This is a genomic window from Gluconobacter cerevisiae (assembly GCF_015244675.1).
Classification (GTDB): Bacteria; Pseudomonadota; Alphaproteobacteria; order Acetobacterales; family Acetobacteraceae; genus Gluconobacter; species Gluconobacter cerevisiae.
Genome location: NZ_JABCQO010000001.1, coordinates 516,739 through 536,830, shown reverse-complemented (window position 1 = coordinate 536,830; position 20,092 = coordinate 516,739). Strand labels below are relative to the sequence as shown.

The following is a 20,092-nucleotide window of genomic DNA, read 5'->3' as shown; positions in this document are numbered from 1 at the left end:
GTTTTTCCTGTTCGGAATGGTTCAGGACAGGGCGTCCTGAACCAGTTTTTCCTGTTGGGCGGCATGAACGCCCGGTAGTCCGGTTGCGGGCGAGGCGGCACTGTCGCGGCCTGCATAGTCCGGGCGCTGCACCCGATGCTCGCAGGCGCGCAGGGCGCGTTCGATGCGACGGTCTACGAAAATCCATGCCCCGTTATTGAGGGGCTCTTCCTGACACCACACGACCTGTTCCGCGTCCGGGTGGCGGGCGAGATGCTCCATGAGTGCATGGTGCGGGAAGGGATAGAGCTGTTCAATGCGGATGATGGCGACGTCGTCACGGTTCTGGCGCGCGCGTTCGGCGACCAGATCGTAATAGACCTTTCCAGTGCATAGAATGACGCGGCGTGCGCCTTCTTCCTTGGCCGGGTCCGCGATGACGGGCTGAAAGCGGGTGTGTGGGCCCATCTCGTCCAGCATGGACACCGCGTCCTTGTTGCGGAGCAGGTATTTGGGCGTGAAGACGACCAGCGGTTTGCGGCAGCGTCGCGCGATCTGGCGGCGCAGGGCGTGGAAATAGTTTGCGGGTGTCGTGATGTTGCACACGCGCATGTTGTTTTCGGCGCAGAGCTGAAGAATGCGCTCGGGGCGGGCTGAAGAATGTTCCGGGCCGCCGCCTTCATAGCCATGCGGCAGAAGCAGGGTCAGGCCAGAGGTCCGCAGCCATTTGGTTTCGCCTGAAGCAATGAACTGGTCGAGGATGATCTGCGCGCCGTTGGTGAAGTCACCGAACTGAGCTTCCCATAGGACCAGAGCTTCCGGATCGCCGAGGGAATAGCCGTATTCGAAGCCGAGGACGGCATATTCGGAAAGCGGTGAATTCCAGATGTTCAGCGGGGCCTGATGGGGCGCGATATGGGTCAGGGGCGTGTCTTCACGGCCTGTGTCTTGATCGAACAGCACGGCGTGACGCTGGCTGAACGTGCCGCGACGGCTGTCCTGTCCGGACAGGCGGACGGGGTGGCCGTCCATGGACAGGGTTCCGAAAGCGAGGGCTTCCGCCGTGGCCCAGTCGAGTGGACCGCCATCGGCGACCGCCTTGCCGCGTGCCGTGATCTGGCGGGCCAGACGGGGGTGGACGGCCAAATCTTCAGGGATCGTGCCGATGGCGTCTCCGACATCCCGCAGGCGGCGGAGCGGCACACCGGTCATGGGCTGGATGCGGTCCTGCTCGTCCTGCAGGCGTGTCGGATCTTCTGGGCCGTCCAGCCAGTCCGTGCCGTCGGGGTGATAGGTCCTGGAGGTCTCGAACTGTTCTTCCAGACGGTTCTGGAAGTGGTTCCACATCTCCTCGACTTCGGCCTCGGTCATGACGCCCGTGCGGATCAGGTGTTGGGCGTAGAGGCTGCGTGTCGTGGCGCGGGACTGGATGGCGTGGACCATCGCTGGCTGTGTGAAGGCGGGTTCGTCTGCTTCGTTATGGCCGTGACGGCGATAGCAGACCACGTCCAGCACGATGTCGGACTGGAAGGTGCGGCGCCATTCATGCGCCAGAAAGGCACAGCGGGAGACGGCTTCGGGATCGTCACCATTGACGTGCAGGATCGGGGCCTGAACGGATTTGGCGATGTCGGTGTTGTGGATGCCCGAATGGGCGTCGGACTGGACGGTGGTGAAGCCGATCTGGTTGTTGATGATGACGTGAACTGTGCCGCCCGTCCGGTAACCTTCCAGCTTAGACAGGCTCAGGGTTTCGTACACGACGCCCTGACCGGCGAAGGCGGCGTCGCCGTGGACCAGAATGCCCAGATGGTGCTGGCGGTCGTGGTCCTTTTCGCGGTCCTGATCGGCGCGGACACGGCCGAGTACGACGGGGTCCACCGCTTCCAGATGCGACGGGTTGGGCAGGAGCGAGATGCGGACGGTGTGGCCCGCATGTTCGAGTGTTGTGGCGGTGCCGAGATGGTATTTCACATCGCCCGAGCCCTGAATGGTGTCGGGCTTGAAGGAGGCGCCCGCAAACTCGCTGAAAATAGCTGCAAACGGCTTGCGCAGGATGTTGGCCATCACGTTCAGGCGGCCGCGATGGGGCATGCCGAGCGAAACGGAACGTACGTCGTCCTGTGCGGCGGCGTCGATGAGGGTGCGCAGGGCGACAATGACGCTCTCACCGCCTTCAAGGCCGAAACGGCGCATGCCCATGAAGCGCTTCTGGCAGAACTGCTCGAAGGCTTCGGCGCGGGTGAGGGCGAGGAGGAGGCGCTTCTGGTCCAGAGACGGGCCGGGAACAGGGTTTTCAAGACGGTCGATCCACCACTGGCGCTGGACGGGGTCCTGAAGATGCATGAACTCGGCGGCCGTGGTGCCGCAATAGGCACAACGCAGGCGGGCGATCAGGTCCCGGTCGGCACCGGGCGGGTTCAGTTCGGGGATGTCGGGAACAGGTGCCAAGCCGAGTGGGTCCAGCTTGGCGATGGAATGTCCACGCAGGCGATAGGCGAATTTCAGGCTCTCGGCGCTGGCGTCGGTCTGTTCGGCGGTGTCTGTGGGCAGGCGGTCGGAGCCGAGGGTTTCGAACAGGGCGGCAAAAGCCGTGTCCACGGATGACGGGTCATGCTGCCAGCGTGCGTGCAGCTCCGCCAGATAGACGGTGTTTTCGCCGTTGATGGCGTCCCGGTCATCGCGATGGTCGCCCATGAACTCGTTCTCCTGTGTCCCCGGCTCCTGTGACGTGATGGGAACCGGGGTCTGTCTTTTGGCCGCGTACTCTTCAGAGACCGAATCCGCGTTTCATGGCGTCGATACGGCGTGCGATGGAGCGGGTGGCGACCGGGGTGTCTGTCTGGTCGAAGATATGGCAGGCGCCGGGCACGATTTCCAGTTCTACTGAAACGCCCTGATGGATCAGGCGCTGCGCATAGGCGAGGTTTTCGTCCAGGAACAGGTCCAGAGCGCCGACGGACAGATAGGTCGGCGGCAGATCGGACAGGTCGGTGGCGCGGGCGGGCGCGGCGTAGGGCGAGACGTCCGCCGAGCCGGGAGCGAGGGGATTCAGGAGGCATGTCCACGCAAAGGTGTTGCTGACGCGGGTCCACACGAACTCGCCCCCCACGGGAGAGGCGTCAGGCTGGCCCGTGATCGTGCGGTCATCAAGCATGGGATAGACGAGGTTCTGGAACAGCAGCGTCGGTCCTTCGCGGTCGCGGGTTAGAAGGGCCAGTCCGGCTGCGAGGCCGCCCCCAGCGCTTTCACCCGTTAGGCCGATGCGGGAAGCGTCGATCCCGAGGGTTTCGGCGTTCCGCGTGATCCAGCACAGTGTCGTGTACGCGTCCTCGATCCCCGCGGGAAACGGATGTTCGGGGGCAAGGCGGTAGTCCGGCGAGAAGACGACACAGTCCAGATCCTGTGCGAACTGGCAGAGCTGGGGAGTGGTGAGCTCAGGTTGGCCCGAGAGATAGCCGCCACCATGAATATGCAGAAGCGCCGGACGCGGGGTCGTGGCTTCTTTGCGGGGCCGGACGCTCAGGAGGCTGATCGGGGATGCGTTGTCTGTGCCAGGAATGGACAGACGTTCGAGCGTGACTGGGTAATCTTCGGCCTGAAGGAAAGCTTGACCGGCAGCCTGTTCCAGCTCCTCGCGGCTGGCCGGCAGTGTTTCAGGGGAAAGATTGATGGTTGGGAATTCTTCAAGGAGGGGAAGCAGTTCGGGAAGAATGAGAGATCTGGTATTCATGGGGCGGTGCCTTGGGCTGGGAAGGGGAAAATCCTGGGAAATTTCAGTGGTCGACCTGCTTGAAGGCAAAAATCTGTTCATTCTGCCACAAAGCTGCCGCAACTTTTAACGCCCGAGAGTCGTCTTGGTGACTGACCGGTCCTGAGCCGGCCTTGTTGGGATGGGAGTTTCGCTGATGCGTGCTCTGCTGTTTCTTGCAGTTCTGACGGGAAGTGGTCTTGTGCTGACGGGTGCGTCAGCGGGAGCGCAGGAGCCGCGTCGGGACGATCTGTCCGCGCGTTCCGTTCTGGCGGATGATGTCGGACAGTCCGGGGTGGATCACAGGACGCTGGAATGCCGGACAGATCCCCGCCTGCTTCATACCGTGTGGGACGGGCGGATCTCGTCCCTTCCGGGACCGCATGTGTGTACGGGGGGTGCGAACCGTCTGGGAGCAGGATATGTCCGCTATCTGGCGACGAGCCGGATGGTGAGGGCGCATAAGCCGCTGCGGGGGTAATATTCTTTCGTAAAAGGCAGATCTCACATGTGTGGAATAGGCCTTGTCGCAGACGTGGGCCGCGTCTAGCCTTCCGCGCCATGAGCAGGATTTCCCTTGATTATGATGCGTTCGAGCGCATGCCCGTGGCGGAAAAACCGTTTCCGCATGTGGTGGTGCCGCATTTCATTGGCAATGATGACCTCAAGGCGGTTGTCTCTGATCTGCCGGATATGAAGTCTGGCGGCTCCTTTCCGCCGGAAGCTCTGAAGCTGACGCCGCGTGTTGCGGGCATGATTGCAGAATTGCAGGGGCCGAAGCTCAAGGCGTTGGTGGCAGAGAAATTCGGGCTGGATCTGGCGGAGGCGCCGACCATGCTGACGGTGCGCGGACGCACGCGGGAAAAGGACGGGCGGATCCATCGGGATTCGGAGGCCAAGCTGGTCACGATCCTGCTGTATCTCAATCCGCGCGGCGAGGACTGGGCCTCACGCGATGGTTGTTTGCGGCTGCTGAACGGGCCTGATGATCTCGAGGATTTCGACGTCGAGGTGACGCCGGCGGAGGGGACGCTTCTGGTGTTTCCGAACGGTCCGGCCACCTGGCACGGGCACCGGCAGTTTGTCGGAACGCGATATGCGATCCAGCTCAACTATATGGCGACGGGACGCAAGGCCCGCTACGAACTGCGGCGGCACCGTCTGTCGGCGCTTTTAAAGCGTCTGCCCTTTTCGGGCTGATTTTCAGGGAACGGGAAAAGATCATGGGTTATCGGGTTGCGGTTGTTGGCGCCACGGGTGCGGTCGGGCGTGAACTGCTGCGAATTCTGGCGGAGCGGGAGTTTCCGGTCGATGAGGTCGTGGCTCTTGCGTCTCCGCGTTCCACGGGACGTGAGATTTCCTTCGGGGACAAGACGGTCCTAAAGGTTCAGAATCTCGAGACGTTCGATTTCAAAGGCTGGGATATCGCGCTGTTCTCGCCGGGCGGTTCGGTTTCGGCCGTTTATGCGCCCAAGGCTGCGGCCGCCGGATGCGTCGTCATCGATAACACGTCCCATTTTCGCATGGAGCCGGGCATCCCGCTGATCGTGCCGGAAGTGAACGCCGCCGCCATCGGCAAGGCCAGCCGGGGCATCATCGCCAACCCGAACTGCTCTACCGCACAGATGCTCGTGGCGCTCAAGCCGCTGCATGACCTGTTCCGGATCAAGCGGATCGTGGTCTCGACCTATCAGGCCGTTTCGGGCGCGGGCAAGGACGGGATGGACGAGCTGTTCGCCCAGACCAAGGGCACGTTCGTCAACGATCCGCCGACGGTTGCGCAGTTCACCAAGCAGATCGCCTTCAACGTCATTCCCCATATCGACCGTTTCATGGACGACGGTGCGACCAAGGAAGAATGGAAGATGGCCGTCGAAACCCGTAAGATCATGGACCCGGATATCAAGGTTCTGGCGACCTGCGTGCGCGTTCCGGTCTTTATTGGCCATTCTGAAGCCATCAGCATCGAGTGCGAAAAGCCGGTTGATCTGAAGAAGGCCCGCGAGGCGCTGCGCAAGGCACCGGGCGTGATCCTGCGGGACGAGCGCGAGGATGGCGGCTACGTCACGCCGATCGAGTGTGTGGGCGAGGATGCAACGTATGTGTCCCGTCTGCGGATTGATCCGTCGGTCGAGAACGGTCTGGCGCTGTGGTGTGTATCCGACAACCTGCGTAAGGGCGCGGCGCTCAATGCGGTTCAGATTGCGGAAAGCATCGTGGAGCAGGGGCTTTTGAAGGACGGGCAGCTTTTCCGCCGTAACGAAGTGCCGGACGAAGACGAGGCCGAATGACGGCGTCCCGTACGGAAACGGTTCTTGCGGTCAATGAGGATATCGAGCGCTTGGCGCTCGATGCTCTTCTGGACCGGCTTCTGACGTCGCAGAAGGCTGCGCTGGATCGGGTTGGGGAAGCCTTGCCGTCCATTGAACGTGCCGTCGAGGCGGCTGTGCCCCGGCTTCAGGCCGGCGGGCGGCTGGTCTATGCGGGGGCCGGGACATCCGGTCGCATCGGCTTGCAAGACGGCGTGGAATTGACGCCTACCTTTGGTGTTGCGCCCGAAAAACTGGTTCTGCTGCTGGCAGGTGGCGCCGGGGCGACGACCCAGGCCGCGGAAGGTGCAGAGGACCGGGAGGATCAGGCGCGGCTTGATCTGATGGATTATCACCCGACTGCGCAGGACGTGGTGATCGGCGTCGCGGCCAGCGGCAACACGCCTTACACTTGTGCGGTTGTTCAACTCGGACGGGAAGTCGGAGCCCTGACGATCGGCGTGAGTGGCAACCCGGAGTCGCGCTTGCTGAAGGAAGCGGAGTTCGGGATCTGCATTCCGACGGGGGCTGAAGTTCTCGCGGGCTCAACGCGCATGGCCGCCGGGACAGCGCAGAAAGTGACGCTGAACCTGTTTTCCACCGCGCTGATGACGCGTCTGGGGCATGTCTATCGTGGGCGCATGGTGGATATGCGCATCAGCAACGACAAGCTTCAGGTGCGCGCGGAACGCATGGTCATGGAACTGGCCGGAGGAACAGCTGAAGAGGCGCGTGAGGCTCTGAAGCTCGTGCGGGGGAACACGAAACGGGCCGTTCTTCTGCGACACGGTGTGGCTCTGGTGGAGATCGAGCCGCTTCTGGAGCAGTGTCAGGGCAATCTGCATCTGGCGCTCGCCGGGCTTTGAACGCTGCGGTCAACGCGGGCGCGACCGGAATGGTCTGGGCGCTTGGACTGATGAGCGGGACGTCTCTGGACGGGGTCGATGCCGCTCTGATCGAAACGGATGGTGTGCGAATCGGGCGTACCGGACCGTCTTTGACGCTGCCCTACAGCCCCGAACTCCGAGCCAAGACGCGGGCTCTGCTGGATCGTGCGGCGGGTCTGGCGGAGGATGATTCCGACGTTCTGGCGATCGCCCGGGATCTGACCGTGCAGCATGTGGAGGCGGTGCGTCTGTTGCGGGAGCAGGCACCGGATCTGGAACCTGCGGTGATCGGGTTTCATGGTCAGACCATCCTGCATCAGCCGGAACTGGGCCGAAGCTGGCAGATTGGGGACGCCCGGCTCCTTCAGGAACGGTGCAACGTTCCGGTCGTGCATGATTTCCGGACGCGGGATCTGGAAAATGGCGGTGAAGGCGCGCCGCTCGTGCCAGTGTTTCACGCCGCTTTGCTTCAGCAGGAACAGCGTCCCGTGGCGGTTCTCAATATTGGGGGTGTCGCCAACGTGACGCTTCTGGGACCGAAGGATTCGGACGGGCAGCGGGGCGTATGGGCCTGCGATACCGGGCCCGGAAACGCGCTTCTGGATGACTGGGCGCTCCAGCATACGGGCCAGCCTTGTGATTTCGGTGGCACACTGGCGGCTGCGGGAATGGTCTGTCAGGATGTTCTGGAAACGCTTCTGGCGATGCCGTATTTTGCGCGCTCTATGCCCAAATCGCTCGACAGGCTGAGTTTTCATCCCGAAGCCATGGCGCTGGTGCGGGATCTGTCTGCGGAAGACGGTTCCGCGACTCTGGCGGCTTTTACGGTTGAATCCGTCGCCCGAACAGCGTTTCCGGTGCGACCGGGAATGTGGTTTGTCGCAGGAGGCGGGCGTCACAATCCGGTTCTGATGGATGGGCTGAACCGGCGGCTTGGGAACGTAGCCTCGGTGGATATTTTAGGATGGGATGGCGATGCTCTGGAAGCGCAATGTTTCGGGCTTCTGGCCGTACGCTGCCTGCGAGGGCTGCCCTCATCCTGGCCTGAGACAACCGGAGTGAGGCAACCCTGCGTGGCGGGGAAGACCGTTGGATGGCCCTCCCCTTGATCTGATCGGGATCAGACCGAAGCGAGTTCGGACCAGCCTGTTTCCGGGCGGTCAAGATGCTTCAGCAGGTCGTGATCCGGCGTATTGACCAGATCCTTGACCAACGTCTTGAAGAGCTTCTTCGTGGTCGGCTTGTCGAGATGTTCGCGGATTTCGTGCGAAGCCTGCGGCGGAGCGACAAGGAGAATGCCTTCGACGTTGTGGTCCTGTGCGGCCTTGTTGATATGGGCGGCCAGATCGCGGGTGAAATGCACCTTGAGCTGATCACGTGGGTTTTCGTGCGGAGCCTTGATGGACGAGACGTCCTTTTCCGCACTGGAGCCTTTGTGCAGGTCGAAGGTTTCGATAGTGCGGAGCTGCGATCCTTCAAGGCGCAGGAAACGGGCTTTTTCTCCGTCAGCCACAACGTAAATGACGGGGTCCTGTGTAGCCATGTCTGAAAATCCTTAATTCAAAACGGATGATGTATCTGTAACCGCTCTGAGATGGGATGGTTGCCTGTAGCTGCCAAGGTGATGCAGAGTCGTATTCGTCTAAGGTATTGGAAAAACTGGAATATTTCATTTTTTTGAATGTTTTTTGAAGAATTCCGATTTTTTTCTTGAAATGCGGAAGAGATATGCTCAATCTCTGAATTGAGCTTACCGGAAAATCTTTTCCAAAGGCTCAAAGGAGGCAAGTATGGCTCTGACGAATACTCTTCTGCCGTATGTTGGTCCGATGGCTGCCGCTGTTGCGGTATTTGCCTATACTATCCTGCAAGGGATTCGGAAACCGGATGTTTCCTATGCCAAAGTACGGCACCGACGATAGCGTCCCGTAAGGGACGCGTATCTCCAGACGTTTTCCCTCTTTACCTGAATGCGTGCCCGGTTCCACAGTAGAGGGCACCATGGCTTTCTTACATAAACCTCCCCGCATTACCCCTCCGCCAGAAGGCAGGACGGGTGTTCTTCTGATCAATCTGGGTACGCCTGACGATACAGGCTATTTCTCAGTCAGAAGATATCTCAGCGAGTTTCTCTCTGACCGTCGCGTCATCGAGAGTCCTCCTCTGATCTGGCAGCCCATTCTTCAGGGCATCATCCTGACAAAACGTCCTTTCGCCAGCGGCGCGAACTACGCGCGGATCTGGCATAAGGAAGAAAACGCCTCACCGTTGCGGGTCTATACCCGCAGGCAGGCTGAAGGGCTGGCCGAACGGCTGAAGGCTGATGGCGTGCCAGTGGAATGGGGCATGCGCTACGGTCGTCCTTCTGTTACAAAAGCGCTTGAAAGCCTGATGGATCAGGGATGTGACCGGATCGTCAGCATCGCGCTTTATCCGCAGTATTCCGCGACCACGACCGCAACGGCCAATGACCAGCTTTTCCGTGCGCTCATGCGTCTGCGACGCCAGCCTGCTGTCCTGACAGTTCCATCCTTTCCGGATCACCCTGCTTTTATACGTGCGCTTGAAACCTCTGTTCAGGACAGGCTGGCAGAACTCCCTTTCAAACCGCAGCAGATCGTCGCGTCGTTTCATGGTCTTCCCAAAACCTGCATCGAAAAGGGCGATACGTACCGCGACGAATGCGAGCGGACGATTGCCGGGCTGCGCGTTGCTCTTGGGTTGAGCGAGGAGCAGATGCCTCTGACATTCCAGTCCCGTTTCGGGCCGCTTGAATGGATCCAGCCTTACACGGCGCCTTTTGTGAAAGCCCTTCCGGCGCAGGGGATCACGAAGATTGCCGTGATCATGCCCGGCTTCATGACGGACTGCATTGAAACGCTGGATGAAATCGGGAACGAACTTCGGGAAGAGTTCATGGAAGCGGGAGGAGAGGAGTTTGCTCTTGTGCCCTGTCTGAACGATTCGAAAGCTGCGATTGATCTTCTGGAAGAGCTTTCGCGCTCTGCTCTGGCTGGTTTTCAGCGCCGCTGAGCCCTGTGACTTTCTGATCCTTTTTAGAAACCCACCCGGTGACGGGTGGGTTTTTTTGTGAATCGGAGCCTGCAAAAGCAAATAGAAATTTTCTGCTTGCATCGCGCGCAGCTTTTTCCTATAACTGTGGCACTGAGCCATGAAACGTAATTAATCAATGGTTAAAAACACAATTTCAGGTTAAAGAATTTTGAAAAGGCTGCTTCCACAAGAAGCAGCCTTTTTTGTTGAGCATTTTAGAAAAAATACTTTTTTTTCTATTTATAACATTACGGCTCAGTATCGGACTTGATCTCCTTATTCAGACGTTTCTCCAGCATATGGACCTGAAACAGGGGCTCGGATGCTGGCGTGCGTCTGGTTCTTTTCTTTTTCAGTTACAGGAAAATTCATGAACGCTGTTTCCAGCAAGCAGAGCGCAGTCCAGTCGGGTTCACGCTGGACGATCGCAGATGCGATGAAGATCCGTACCGATGATCCGACCACGACCATGCCGGTCATCGACTATGCATTTCCCGTCATCGATTCCGATGTTTGGCAGTGGGACACCTGGCTGCTGCGTGACATCCACGGCAAAACCGTGACTTTCAAGGGCTGGTACATCATGTTCGCCCTCGTCGCCGATCGCGCCGCCACGGGCGATACGGCCGAGGGCTGGCACCGCCGTAACGATTTTTCCTATATCGGTTATTATTATAGCCGTACCGGTAATGGCGCAGACTGGAAGTTCGGCGGTCGTGTCATCAAGGAAGGCGCGAATTCCCGCAGTTGGGAATGGTCCGGCTGTGCCGTCATGCGCGAGAACAGCGCCAACACGATCGACCTGTTCTACACCTCGGTCAATCAGACGCCGCCGCAGTCCGTTCCGTCCTACACGACAGGCCGTGTCCTTGCCGACGCAAATGGCGTGTGGTTCGAGGGGTTCGATGTCTGCACGGACATGTTCGAAGCCGATGGCGTGCATTATGCCAATATCGTCGAGGACCAGTACTGGGATTTCCGCGATCCGCATATTTTCCGCAATCCCGGCGACAACCACATCTATGCCCTGTTTGAAGGCAATGTTCCGGGCATGCGTGGGAACTTTACCATTGGTTCCGACGAAATGGGCGCAGTTCCGCCTGCCACGACGGTTCCGGCCAATGCCCAGTATGGCGCTGCGGCCATTGGCATCGCCCGTCTGAAGTCGGACGCCACGCAGGGCGACTTCTCCAAATGGGAAATGCTTCCGGCTCTCGTCACGGCGCTTGGCGTCAATGACCAGACGGAGCGTCCCCATGTCGTGTTCCAGGATGGTCTGACCTATCTGTTCACGATCTCCCACCACTCCACCTTCACTGGCAACAGCATCGGCCCGGATGGTGTGTATGGTTTCGTGTCGCGGAACGGCATTTTCGGTCCGTATGCGCCGCTGAACGGTTCGGGCCTCGTGCTCGGTAACCCGTCCTCTGCGCCGTACGAAACCTATTCGCACTTCGTCGATCCTGCCGGTTACGTGCAGTCTTTCATCGACACCCTGCCGGAGCCGGGTTCGGCTGATCCGGAGAGCCCGGCGACCTATCGTATCGGTGGCACCCTTGCCCCGACCGTGAAGATCGTCCTCGAAGGTGAGCGGACCTATCTGACGGAAGTCCATGCTTACGGGCAGGTTTTTGCTCAGGGCGTCTGGCCGACTTCTTCGGCGTTTGACAAGCGTTCCTGAAGCCGTTTTGCCCTCTCCCGAAAGGGGGAGGGCATTTTTTTTGCGTTATAGGTTTTGAGCGTCAGGAGCAAAATTCTGGCGCAGAAATGCTCTGGCCTGTGGGCCTGAAACGGTTTTAGCGATTTCTGGAAAAATTATCGGCTGGTCGGAGTGAGAGGATTCGAACCTCCGGCCCCTGCGTCCCGAACACAGTGCTCTACCAGGCTGAGCTACACTCCGGCCGACGGCGCTTCTCCTACAGGGGTTAATGCTTTCCTGCAAGAGGGCTAGGGCGAAAAATCAGAGAACGAGCGCCGTTCTGCCGATATCCCGCCATGACCACAGGACGGCGCGGGCCTGCCCCTGAAGGTTCCAGACGGAAAGAAGCCCGACGCCCCCGTCCGCTACGCTGACGCGCGAGTCGGCGGAGTTATCCCGGTTGTCGCCCATAACGAACAGATGGTTGGCGGGAATGGTGAAAGGGGCAATGTTGTCCAGGTCTCCATCCTGCGACATTTTGAGAATGTTGTGGCGGATGTTTCCCGGCAAGGTTTCTTCATAGCGTTCTGCCGCACGCCAGACGTTCTTTCGGCTTTCCTCGCGGGTTGGTCCCATGTCTTTCCACGGCAATTCGGCACCGTTCAGGATGACTCGACCGTGCATCAGGGCCACCGTGTCGCCCGGCAGACCGATCACGCGCTTGATCCAGGTCTGGTGCAGGTTGGCGGGTGCGCGGAACACGACGACGTCTCCGCGATGGGGCAGATGCCCGAACAGGCGGCTGTTCGTTTCGGAAGAAGGCTTCAGGGCATCGCCGAACGGCAGATTGGCCGTGCTGAGACCATAGGACGGGACGATGACGCCGATCTGGTCGCCGATCCGCAGTGTCGGCTCCATGGAGGCCGATGGCACGATGTAAGCGGCGGCGAGAGCGCTGTGAATGGTCAGGAAGCCCAGAAGGACGGGCAGGCAGGACAGGATGTCGCGGATGGACTTGCGCAGGGTCATGATGAGGGTCTCCGTGCCCGACAGAGTGCCTTATGGGGCGCGAAGAACCAGTTAAACCTGCGTCAGGTCCCGTCATGAAAAAAGGGGCGTCCCGTCATGGGACGCCCCTTTTTTGTCGTTTCAGGCGAACGGTGCCTTACAGCGCTTTTTCGAGCGTCGGGAGGACCTCGAACAGATCACCCACGATGCCGTAATCGGCGACCTTGAAAATCGGCGCTTCCGGATCGGTGTTGATGGCCACGATGACGCGGCTGTCTTTCATGCCAGCCAGATGCTGGATCGCACCGGACAGGCCGACGGCGATGTAGAGTTCCGGCGCCACGATCTTGCCGGTCTGGCCGACCTGCATTTCGTTCGGAGCAAAACCGGAATCCACGGCCGCACGTGAGGCACCAATAGCGGCGTTCAGCTTGTCGGCAATGGGTTCGAGCAGCTTGAAGTTCGCAGCGTCCTTCAAACCCTTGCCGCCGGAAATCACCACGCGGGCGGATTCCAGTTCCGGACGGTCGGATGCCGAAAGCTCGACCTTCACGAAAACGGACTTCTCGCTAGCCGGAGCTTCGACCGTTTCGACCGCAGCAGAGCCACCTTCGGCAGCCACCGGATCGAAATTGGAGCCGCGGATCGTCAGCACCTTGATGCTGTCGGCGGAGCGAACCGTTGCCAGCGCGTTACCGGCATAGATCGGGCGCACGAACGTATCGGCGTCCTTGATCTCAACCACGTCGGGGATAGGCTGCACGTCCAGTAGGCCCGCCAGACGCGGCAGGATGTTCTTGCCGGTGGCGGAGGCAGCGGCCACGATATGGCTGTAGTCCTTCGCACGGGCGGCCAGCAGATCGGCGGCGGGCTCGGCCAGATCGTTGACCAGACCCGGCACGCTGAGAACGCGCGTCACACCCGGCAGGGCAGCAGCGGCCTGGGCGCCGTCTCCGAACACGATGGCATCGACCGCACCGAAGCGGGAGGCGGCGGCAACAGCCGAACGGGAAGCCTGACGGACCGCGCCGTTTTCGACTTCAACCAGAACAAGAGCGGTCATCAGATCACCTTCGCTTCTGTCTTGAGCTTTTCGACCAATTCGGCCGCGCTGTTTACCTTCACGCCTTCCTTGCGCTCGGCGGGTTCGGCCACCGAGACTACCGTCAGGCGCGACGCCGTATCGACGCCGAGACTGTCGATCTCGACCGTCTCAAGCGGCTTCTTGCGGGCCTTCATGATGTTCGGCAGGGACGCATAGCGCGGCTCGTTGAGGCGCAGATCCGCCGTTACCACAGCCGGGAGCGTGAGGGACACGACTTCCGTGCCGCCGTCGATTTCGCGGGCGACTTCGATCCGGCCATCGGCAACCGTCACAGCGCTGGCGAATGTGCCCTGCGGCCAGCCGAGCTTCGCGGCCAGAATCTGGCCCGTAGCATTCATGTCGTCGTCGATCGCCTGCTTGCCCATGCAGATCAGGCCAGCCTCTTCGCGCGTGGCGATTGCTTTGAGCACGTTGGCCACGGCGCGCGGCTCAAGCGTGTCGTCCGTGCGGACGAGGATGGCGCGGTCCGCGCCCATCGCCATGGCCGTACGCAGCACATCCTGCGCAGCCTGTGCGCCGACGGTCACGACCACGACTTCCTTGGCCGCACCTTTTTCACGCAGGCGCACTGCTTCTTCGACCGCGATTTCGTCGAACGGATTCATGGACATTTTCACGCCCTGCGTTTCGACACCGCTGCCATCAGCCGCTACACGTACCTTGACGTTGTAATCGACCACCCGTTTGACTGGGACCAGAACTTTCATCGTCATCTTTCGCTGCTGTCGCCGCCACAAAAACGGGCGCCACCGTAGCGGGACTGACCGGAAAAGTCACACTCCGCTCTGGTCATGCCGTTTTGCGGGCCCTTTTGCGGGAAGAAAATTACATCCCGACCGGATAATTCGGACCGCCGCCACCTTCGGGCGTGCACCAGTCGATATTCTGCGTCGGGTCCTTGATGTCGCAGGTTTTGCAGTGCACGCAGTTCTGGGCGTTGATCCGGAGCTGCCAGGCGTTTTCGCCCGTCTGTTCCTGTTCATACACGCCAGCGGGGCAGTAGCGGCTCTCCGGCGAATCGAACACGTCGTGATTGACGGTCTGCCAGACGGTTTCGTTGCGGAGTTTGAGGTGAACCGGCTGATTCTCCTCGTGATTCGTGCTGCTCAGGAAGACCGAACTGACGCGATCAAAGGTGATCTTCCCGTCCGGCTTGGGATAGTCGATTTTCGTGCACACCGAGGCCGGACGCAGTGTTTCGTTATCGGCGTGCGGGTGATGTAGCGTCCAGGGCGCACGACCCCGCAGGATCATGCTGTCGATCCCGGAATAGAGCGCGCCGAGCTTCATGCCCCATTTTGCAAAAGCCGGACGGATGTTGCGGACGTCGCGCAGTTCGGACCACAGCCAGGACTGCTGGACGCGCGCTGTCATGCTGGCGGCTTCCTTCTTGTCCTTTTCCAGAGCCTCGGCCACGGCCTCAGCCGCGATCATGCCGGACTTCATGGCCGTATGCGTGCCCTTGATCTTGGGCACGTTCAGGAAGCCTGCCGAATCGCCAGCCAGCACGCCGCCGGGGAAAGTCAGACGCGGAATGGACTGAAACCCGCCTTCCGACAGGGCACGTGCGCCGTAAATCAGACGCTTGCCGCCTTCGAAATGCTCCCGGAAAGCCGGGTGCAGCTTGGTGCGCTGCATTTCCTCGAAGGGGGACAGATAGGTGTTGGCGTAATCGAGGCCGGTCACGAAGCCGAAGCTGACCAGATTTTCCCCGAAATGATAGAGCCACGCCCCGCCATAAGTATTGTCGTCGAGCGGCCAGCCGAAGCTGTGCTGCACGAGGCCCGGACGGTGCTTTTCGGCCGGGATTTCCCAGACTTCCTTGATGCCGAGGCCATAGGTCTGCGGCTCCACGCCCTTGCGCAGGCCGAAACGCTTCATGGCATGGCCCGTCAGGGAGCCGCGCGCGCCTTCGGTCAGGATGGTCTGCTTCGCGCGTAGGATCATGCCGGGCGTGAAGTTCGGTCCGTGCTCGCCGTTGCGTTCGATGCCCATGTCACCCGTGATGACGCCAGAGACGTGGTCATTTTCGATGAACAGTTCCGCACCCGAGAAGCCCGGATAGATTTCAACGCCCAGAGCCTCGGCCTGCTCGCCGAGCCAGCGGCAGACTTCGCCGAGCGAGACGACGTAATTTCCGTGATTGGCCATCTGCGGCATCACGCGGTCCAGATACGGAACCGCGAAGGAACGCGTTTCGGTGAGGAACAGCATCCGCTCTTCCGTCACCTGCGTCCGCAGCGGGGCGTCCAGATCGCGCCAGTTCGGCAGAAGTTCATCGAGTGTGCGGGGCTCGATGACGGCGCCCGAAACGATATGGGCGCCGATCTCGCTGCCTTTTTCGATCAGGCAGACGCCCGCATCCGGCATCAACTGTTTCAAGCGGATCGCGGCGGACAGACCGGCGGGACCGCCACCGACCACCACGACATCGAATTCCATTTCTTCGCGTTCGATCTGGGTCATGATGTCAGGAAACTCGCTGAATAACTGAGATAAGGGTTTCAGGGACGGCGCGTGAAAGTCCAGTAGAACGGCACGCGCCCTTCGCGGAAGGCTTTGGCCTCGTAGCGTGTGGGCGACCAGCCTTCCGGACGTTCCTTGGCCGGGGGCGGTGCATCAAACAGGTCCTGCTTGCCCATCACGTCCGTGACCCATTCCTGATAGACAGGATGGTCACTGGCGACGCGCCAGATGGCGCCGGGTTTCAGGACGCGGTGCATCTGTTTGATGTTTTCCGGATGCACGAAGCGGCGCTTGGCGTGCCGGGCCTTGGGCCACGGGTCCGGGAACATCAGATAGGCCTGGTCGAGGCATGCGTCAGGCATGTCCTTGAGCAACAGTCGGGCGTCTTCGGCCCAGATACGGAAATGGGGAGGCGGCGTGGCCGTGTCTTCCTCACCTTCGGGCACGAGGCGCGACAGCAGGGAGCACAGGCCGTTCTCGAAAACCTCGGAGGCGATATAGCCGACATCCGGGTTCAGTTCGGACTGGCCAATGGCATGTTCGCCACCGCCGAAACCGATTTCGAGAAAGACGCGCGACACCGCATCGGAGAATCCCGCAGCGGGATTTTCCGGTGAGGCAAAGGAGAGCCGGGGCAGCGCCTTCTCAAGAAGATGCTGCTGCCGGGCCCGGAGCGGATGGCCGCGTTGACGGCCGTAAAGCCGCTCCGGCTGGGGTTTGAGAGACTCGACCAGGGGTTTTCTGCCAGATTACCGGTTGAGGGCGCCACGCAGCGTGGTGACCAGATCGGTCTGTTCCCAGGTGAAGTTGTCCAGAACCGGATCCGGCGCACGACCGAAATGGCCATAAGCGGAAGTCGGAACATAGATCGGACGGTTCAGGCGCAGATGCTTGCGGATGCCGCGCGGGGAGAGGTCCACAACGTCGTTGAGGATCGTACCCAGACGGGCTTCGTCCACGTCCTTGCCCGTGCCGTCGAGGTCAACATAGACCGAGAGCGGCTTGGACACGCCGATGGCGTAGCTGAGCTGGATCGTGCAGCGATCGGCCAGACCGGCAGCAACGACATTTTTGGCGAGGTAACGCGCGGCATAGGCTGCCGAACGGTCCACCTTCGTGGGGTCCTTGCCGGAGAACGCGCCGCCACCATGCGGGGCTGCGCCACCATAGGTGTCGACGATGATCTTGCGGCCCGTGAGGCCTGCGTCGCCGTCCGGTCCGCCGATGACGAAGTTGCCGGTCGGGTTCACATAGAACTCGTCTTCCGGGCAGTTCCAGCCTTCGGGCAGGATGCCGTTGACGACGTCGCGCAGCGTCTCGCGGATCGTGTGCTGGCTCATGCCTTCGACATGCTGCGTGGAAATCACGACGGACGTAACGCCAACGGGCTTGCCGTCGACATAACGCAGCGTCACCTGGCTCTTGGCGTCCGGCAGAAGGCCAACGCCACGGGCGTCGCCGCTCTTGCGGTAGTCGCGGATGCGCTCGAGGATCGTCTGCGCATAAAACAGCGGCGCAGGCATCAGGTGCTCGGTTTCGCGCGTGGCGTAGCCGAACATGATGCCCTGATCGCCAGCACCTTCGTCCTTATCACCGGCGCTGTCGACGCCCTGGGCGATGTCGGCGGACTGTGCGTGCAGGTAGGAGGTGATTTCGGCTTTCTTCCAGGAGAAACCTTCCTGGTCGTAGCCGATGTCCTTGATCGCTTCACGGGCGCGGTCGATCAGCGTGTCCTCGACCTCTTTGGGGCCGCGGACTTCACCAGCCAGGACGACGCGGTTGGTGGTGACCAGCGTCTCACAGGCAACACGCGCTTCCGGATCGGCCTGAAGATAGGCGTCCAGAACGGTATCGGAAATGCGGTCCGCCACCTTGTCGGGATGGCCTTCGGAAACGGACTCGGATGTGAAAAGGAAATCGCCGTGATTGCGCACTCAGGGACCTCGCAGGGAATGAGTGGTGAGAAGGGCCACAGTGTGCCTTGGCAGGCGGTCTGTGGCATTCAGGGAGGGGACGGCTTGGCGGAATTGGACGCAAGGGTCAAGGGGTAGCAGCGGGTCTGAACGCAGTTTTCTGCGGAAAAGTCCCGAAAACCGCTCTGAAATTACAAAAAAACCGGACAGATATTACGAAAAAGAGAGCGCCAGCCCCTGTTTCATTTTTCAACGACACCGGCCATGCTGCGTTTGTGCTCCCGTGACCATCATGGCCCGTCAAAGACGCGGCACGAGGTCGATACCGGGAAAAACAGGAAATTTGAGGCATTTGAAATGTCGAATCACTTTAGCGGTAAAGTCTGTCTCGTCACCGGCGCGGGTGGCAATATCGGTCTTGCGACCGCCCTCCGTCTGGCCGGGGAAGGGACGGCCATCGCCCTGCTGGACATGAACCGGGAGGCTCTGGAGAAGGCGGAAGTTGCTGTACGGGAAAAGGGCGTCGAAGCCCGGTCCTATGTCTGTAACGTCACGTCCGAAGAGGCCGTGACCGAGACCGTGGAGGCCGTGGTGCGGGATTTCGGGAAGATCGACTTCCTGTTCAACAATGCCGGATATCAGGGCGCATTTGCCCCGGTGCAGGATTACCCGTCCGAGGATTTCGCGCGCGTGCTGACGATCAATGTCACCGGCGCGTTTCATGTCCTCAAGGCCGTCGTGCGGCATATGATCGCGCAGAATTACGGTCGTGTGGTGAACACCGCCAGCATGGCGGGCGTGAAAGGTCCGCCGAATATGGCGGCCTATGGCGCGTCCAAGGGGGCCATCATCGCCCTGACCGAAACGGCGGCGCTGGATCTTGCCCCCTACAATATCCGCGTGAACGCCATCAGCCCCGGTTATATGGGCCCCGGCTTCATGTGGGAGCGTCAGGTCGAGCTTCAGGCCAAGGTGGGAAGCCAGTATTTCTCCACCGATCCCAAGGTGGTGTCCGAACAGATGATCGGGAGCGTCCCGATGCGCCGTTATGGCGATATCAACGAAATCCCCGGTGTGGTCGCGTTTTTGCTGGGGGATGATTCCAGCTTTATGACGGGGGTGAATCTGCCGATCGCTGGTGGTTGATTGGGGAGTCCGGGCTCTGCCCGGGCCCGGCAGGGATCTTGATCCCTGCACCCTGATTCGGAATCAGTGCTTGAGCGCGTCGGCCATTGTGTAGAGTCCGGCTTGGCGTCCGGCGAGCCATTTTGCGGCGAGTAGGGCGCCTCTGGCGAAGACTCGCCGGTCCAGTGCGCGGTGCGATAGGGTAATCTGTTCGTCCGCGGCCATCAGGACGAGGTCGTGTTCGCCCACGATCTGCCCACCGCGCAGAGACGCGAATCCGATCGCCCCTTCCGGGCGCAGACCGTTCTGGTCAGTCCGGGCCACATCCTCGAATGCGACTCCACGTCCTTCCGCCACGGCCCTTCCGATCGCCAGCGCCGTACCCGAGGGCGCATCCAGCTTCTGGCGGTGATGAACCTCCAGAATTTCCGCATCATAATCCGGCAGTCCCGCGCCAAGCTGCCGGGCCAGTTCCAGAAACAGCGTCAGCGCCGGAGAGAAATTGGCGGCCTGAAGGACGGGAATATGCTGCGCCGCCGCGTTCACGGCATCCTGTGCGCCACGATCGAGACCCGTGGTTCCCAGAACCCACGCACATCCGGCCTGCGCGAAGGCCGCCGCATGGGCCGGGACGGTCGTGGCATGACTGACGTCAATCACGACATCGCAGCTTTTGGCGAGCGTGGCAGGGTCGGTCGTGATGTTGCGCGAGGCATCTGCCGTGCGGGACAGGCCGCCTGCGAGGGCGCTTCCGGCTTCCTCGGCGCAGAGGGTGCCAAGTCGGCCCGTGATGCCGGCAATACCGATACGAGGGGCGGAAATCAGGGTCATGATGGGGGCCTTGCGTGCGAAAAGA

At 60.8% G+C, this 20,092-nt stretch carries 18 protein-coding genes and 1 tRNA gene; 8 read left to right on the top strand and 11 right to left on the bottom strand.

Translation table 11 applies throughout. The features are described from left to right. Positions 1-21 precede the first annotated feature (21 nt). Together HKD21_RS02455 and HKD21_RS02450 are read right to left on the bottom strand one after the other, a co-directional pair. Positions 22-2,676 (bottom strand): 2-oxoglutarate dehydrogenase E1 component, encoded by a 2,655-nt coding sequence (locus HKD21_RS02455; RefSeq protein ID WP_194253986.1) that lies wholly within the window; start codon positions 2,674-2,676, stop codon positions 22-24. A 73-nt stretch (positions 2,677-2,749) separates the two neighbouring features. Beyond that, the gene (locus HKD21_RS02450) at positions 2,750-3,712 is read right to left on the bottom strand and encodes an alpha/beta hydrolase (protein ID WP_194253985.1); all 963 of its coding nucleotides are present in this window, start codon (positions 3,710-3,712) and stop codon (positions 2,750-2,752) included. Positions 3,713-3,887: 175 nt separating this feature from the next. Between HKD21_RS02450 and HKD21_RS02445 the strand changes: the two genes are divergently transcribed. The 5 genes from HKD21_RS02445 (at position 3,888) to HKD21_RS02425 (ending at position 8,035) form a co-directional block, all read left to right on the top strand. Beyond that, complete coding sequence (locus tag HKD21_RS02445) at positions 3,888-4,211, top strand: hypothetical protein (RefSeq protein WP_194253984.1); 324 nt, start codon at positions 3,888-3,890, stop codon at positions 4,209-4,211. An 80-nt stretch (positions 4,212-4,291) separates the two neighbouring features. Next, complete coding sequence (locus tag HKD21_RS02440; RefSeq protein ID WP_194253983.1) at positions 4,292-4,930, top strand: 2OG-Fe(II) oxygenase family protein; 639 nt, start codon at positions 4,292-4,294, stop codon at positions 4,928-4,930. Positions 4,931-4,953: 23 nt separating this feature from the next. Beyond that, the gene (locus HKD21_RS02435; protein WP_194253982.1) at positions 4,954-6,021 is read left to right on the top strand and encodes an aspartate-semialdehyde dehydrogenase; all 1,068 of its coding nucleotides are present in this window, start codon (positions 4,954-4,956) and stop codon (positions 6,019-6,021) included. Beyond that, positions 6,018-6,905, top strand: coding sequence for an N-acetylmuramic acid 6-phosphate etherase (locus HKD21_RS02430; protein ID WP_194253981.1), 888 nt, complete (start codon positions 6,018-6,020; stop codon positions 6,903-6,905). The genes HKD21_RS02435 and HKD21_RS02430 overlap by 4 nt, the downstream gene beginning before the upstream one ends. Before the next feature lie 29 nt (positions 6,906-6,934). After that, positions 6,935-8,035, top strand: a complete 1,101-nt coding sequence (locus HKD21_RS02425) for an anhydro-N-acetylmuramic acid kinase (protein WP_194254106.1) — start codon at positions 6,935-6,937, stop codon at positions 8,033-8,035. 11 nt (positions 8,036-8,046) lie between these two features. Here HKD21_RS02425 and HKD21_RS02420 read toward each other — a convergent pair whose 3' ends face one another. Then, entirely contained in the window at positions 8,047-8,469 is a 423-nt protein-coding gene (locus HKD21_RS02420; protein WP_194253980.1) for a host attachment protein, read from the bottom strand. 458 nt (positions 8,470-8,927) lie between these two features. On the opposite strand from HKD21_RS02420, the gene hemH reads away from it, so the two are divergent. Together hemH and HKD21_RS02410 are read left to right on the top strand one after the other, a co-directional pair. Continuing rightward, complete coding sequence (gene hemH, locus HKD21_RS02415) at positions 8,928-9,959, top strand: ferrochelatase (RefSeq protein WP_194253979.1); 1,032 nt, start codon at positions 8,928-8,930, stop codon at positions 9,957-9,959. Between the two features lie 391 nt (positions 9,960-10,350). After that, positions 10,351-11,661, top strand: a complete 1,311-nt coding sequence (locus HKD21_RS02410) for a glycoside hydrolase family 68 protein (protein WP_194253978.1) — start codon at positions 10,351-10,353, stop codon at positions 11,659-11,661. A gap of 142 nt (positions 11,662-11,803) precedes the next feature. Here HKD21_RS02410 and HKD21_RS02405 read toward each other — a convergent pair. The 7 genes from HKD21_RS02405 to metK form a co-directional block, all read right to left on the bottom strand. Beyond that, positions 11,804-11,880: transfer RNA gene (locus HKD21_RS02405), tRNA-Pro, on the bottom strand. A gap of 60 nt (positions 11,881-11,940) precedes the next feature. Beyond that, entirely contained in the window at positions 11,941-12,648 is a 708-nt protein-coding gene (lepB, locus tag HKD21_RS02400) for a signal peptidase I (RefSeq protein ID WP_194253977.1), read from the bottom strand. A 136-nt stretch (positions 12,649-12,784) separates the two neighbouring features. Then, positions 12,785-13,690, bottom strand: a complete 906-nt coding sequence (locus HKD21_RS02395) for an FAD-binding protein (protein WP_194253976.1) — start codon at positions 13,688-13,690, stop codon at positions 12,785-12,787. Beyond that, entirely contained in the window at positions 13,690-14,439 is a 750-nt protein-coding gene (locus HKD21_RS02390) for an electron transfer flavoprotein subunit beta/FixA family protein (protein ID WP_062031103.1), read from the bottom strand. The genes HKD21_RS02395 and HKD21_RS02390 overlap by 1 nt, the downstream gene beginning before the upstream one ends. 118 nt (positions 14,440-14,557) lie before the next feature. Continuing rightward, a complete protein-coding gene (locus tag HKD21_RS02385; protein ID WP_194253975.1) occupies positions 14,558-16,198 on the bottom strand; it encodes an electron transfer flavoprotein-ubiquinone oxidoreductase in 1,641 nt (546 codons plus the stop codon). A gap of 38 nt (positions 16,199-16,236) precedes the next feature. Beyond that, the gene (trmB, locus tag HKD21_RS02380; protein WP_194254105.1) at positions 16,237-16,932 is read right to left on the bottom strand and encodes a tRNA (guanine(46)-N(7))-methyltransferase TrmB; all 696 of its coding nucleotides are present in this window, start codon (positions 16,930-16,932) and stop codon (positions 16,237-16,239) included. 15 nt (positions 16,933-16,947) lie between these two features. Next, a complete protein-coding gene (metK, locus tag HKD21_RS02375) occupies positions 16,948-18,132 on the bottom strand; it encodes a methionine adenosyltransferase (protein ID WP_194253974.1) in 1,185 nt (394 codons plus the stop codon). 336 nt (positions 18,133-18,468) lie between these two features. Between metK and HKD21_RS02370 the strand changes: the two genes are divergently transcribed. Continuing rightward, positions 18,469-19,257, top strand: a complete 789-nt coding sequence (locus HKD21_RS02370; protein ID WP_194253973.1) for an SDR family NAD(P)-dependent oxidoreductase — start codon at positions 18,469-18,471, stop codon at positions 19,255-19,257. Positions 19,258-19,320: 63 nt separating this feature from the next. On the opposite strand, the gene dapB is transcribed toward HKD21_RS02370, so the two are convergent. After that, a complete protein-coding gene (dapB, locus tag HKD21_RS02365) occupies positions 19,321-20,067 on the bottom strand; it encodes a 4-hydroxy-tetrahydrodipicolinate reductase (RefSeq protein ID WP_194253972.1) in 747 nt (248 codons plus the stop codon). Between the last annotated feature and the right edge of the window lie 25 nt (positions 20,068-20,092).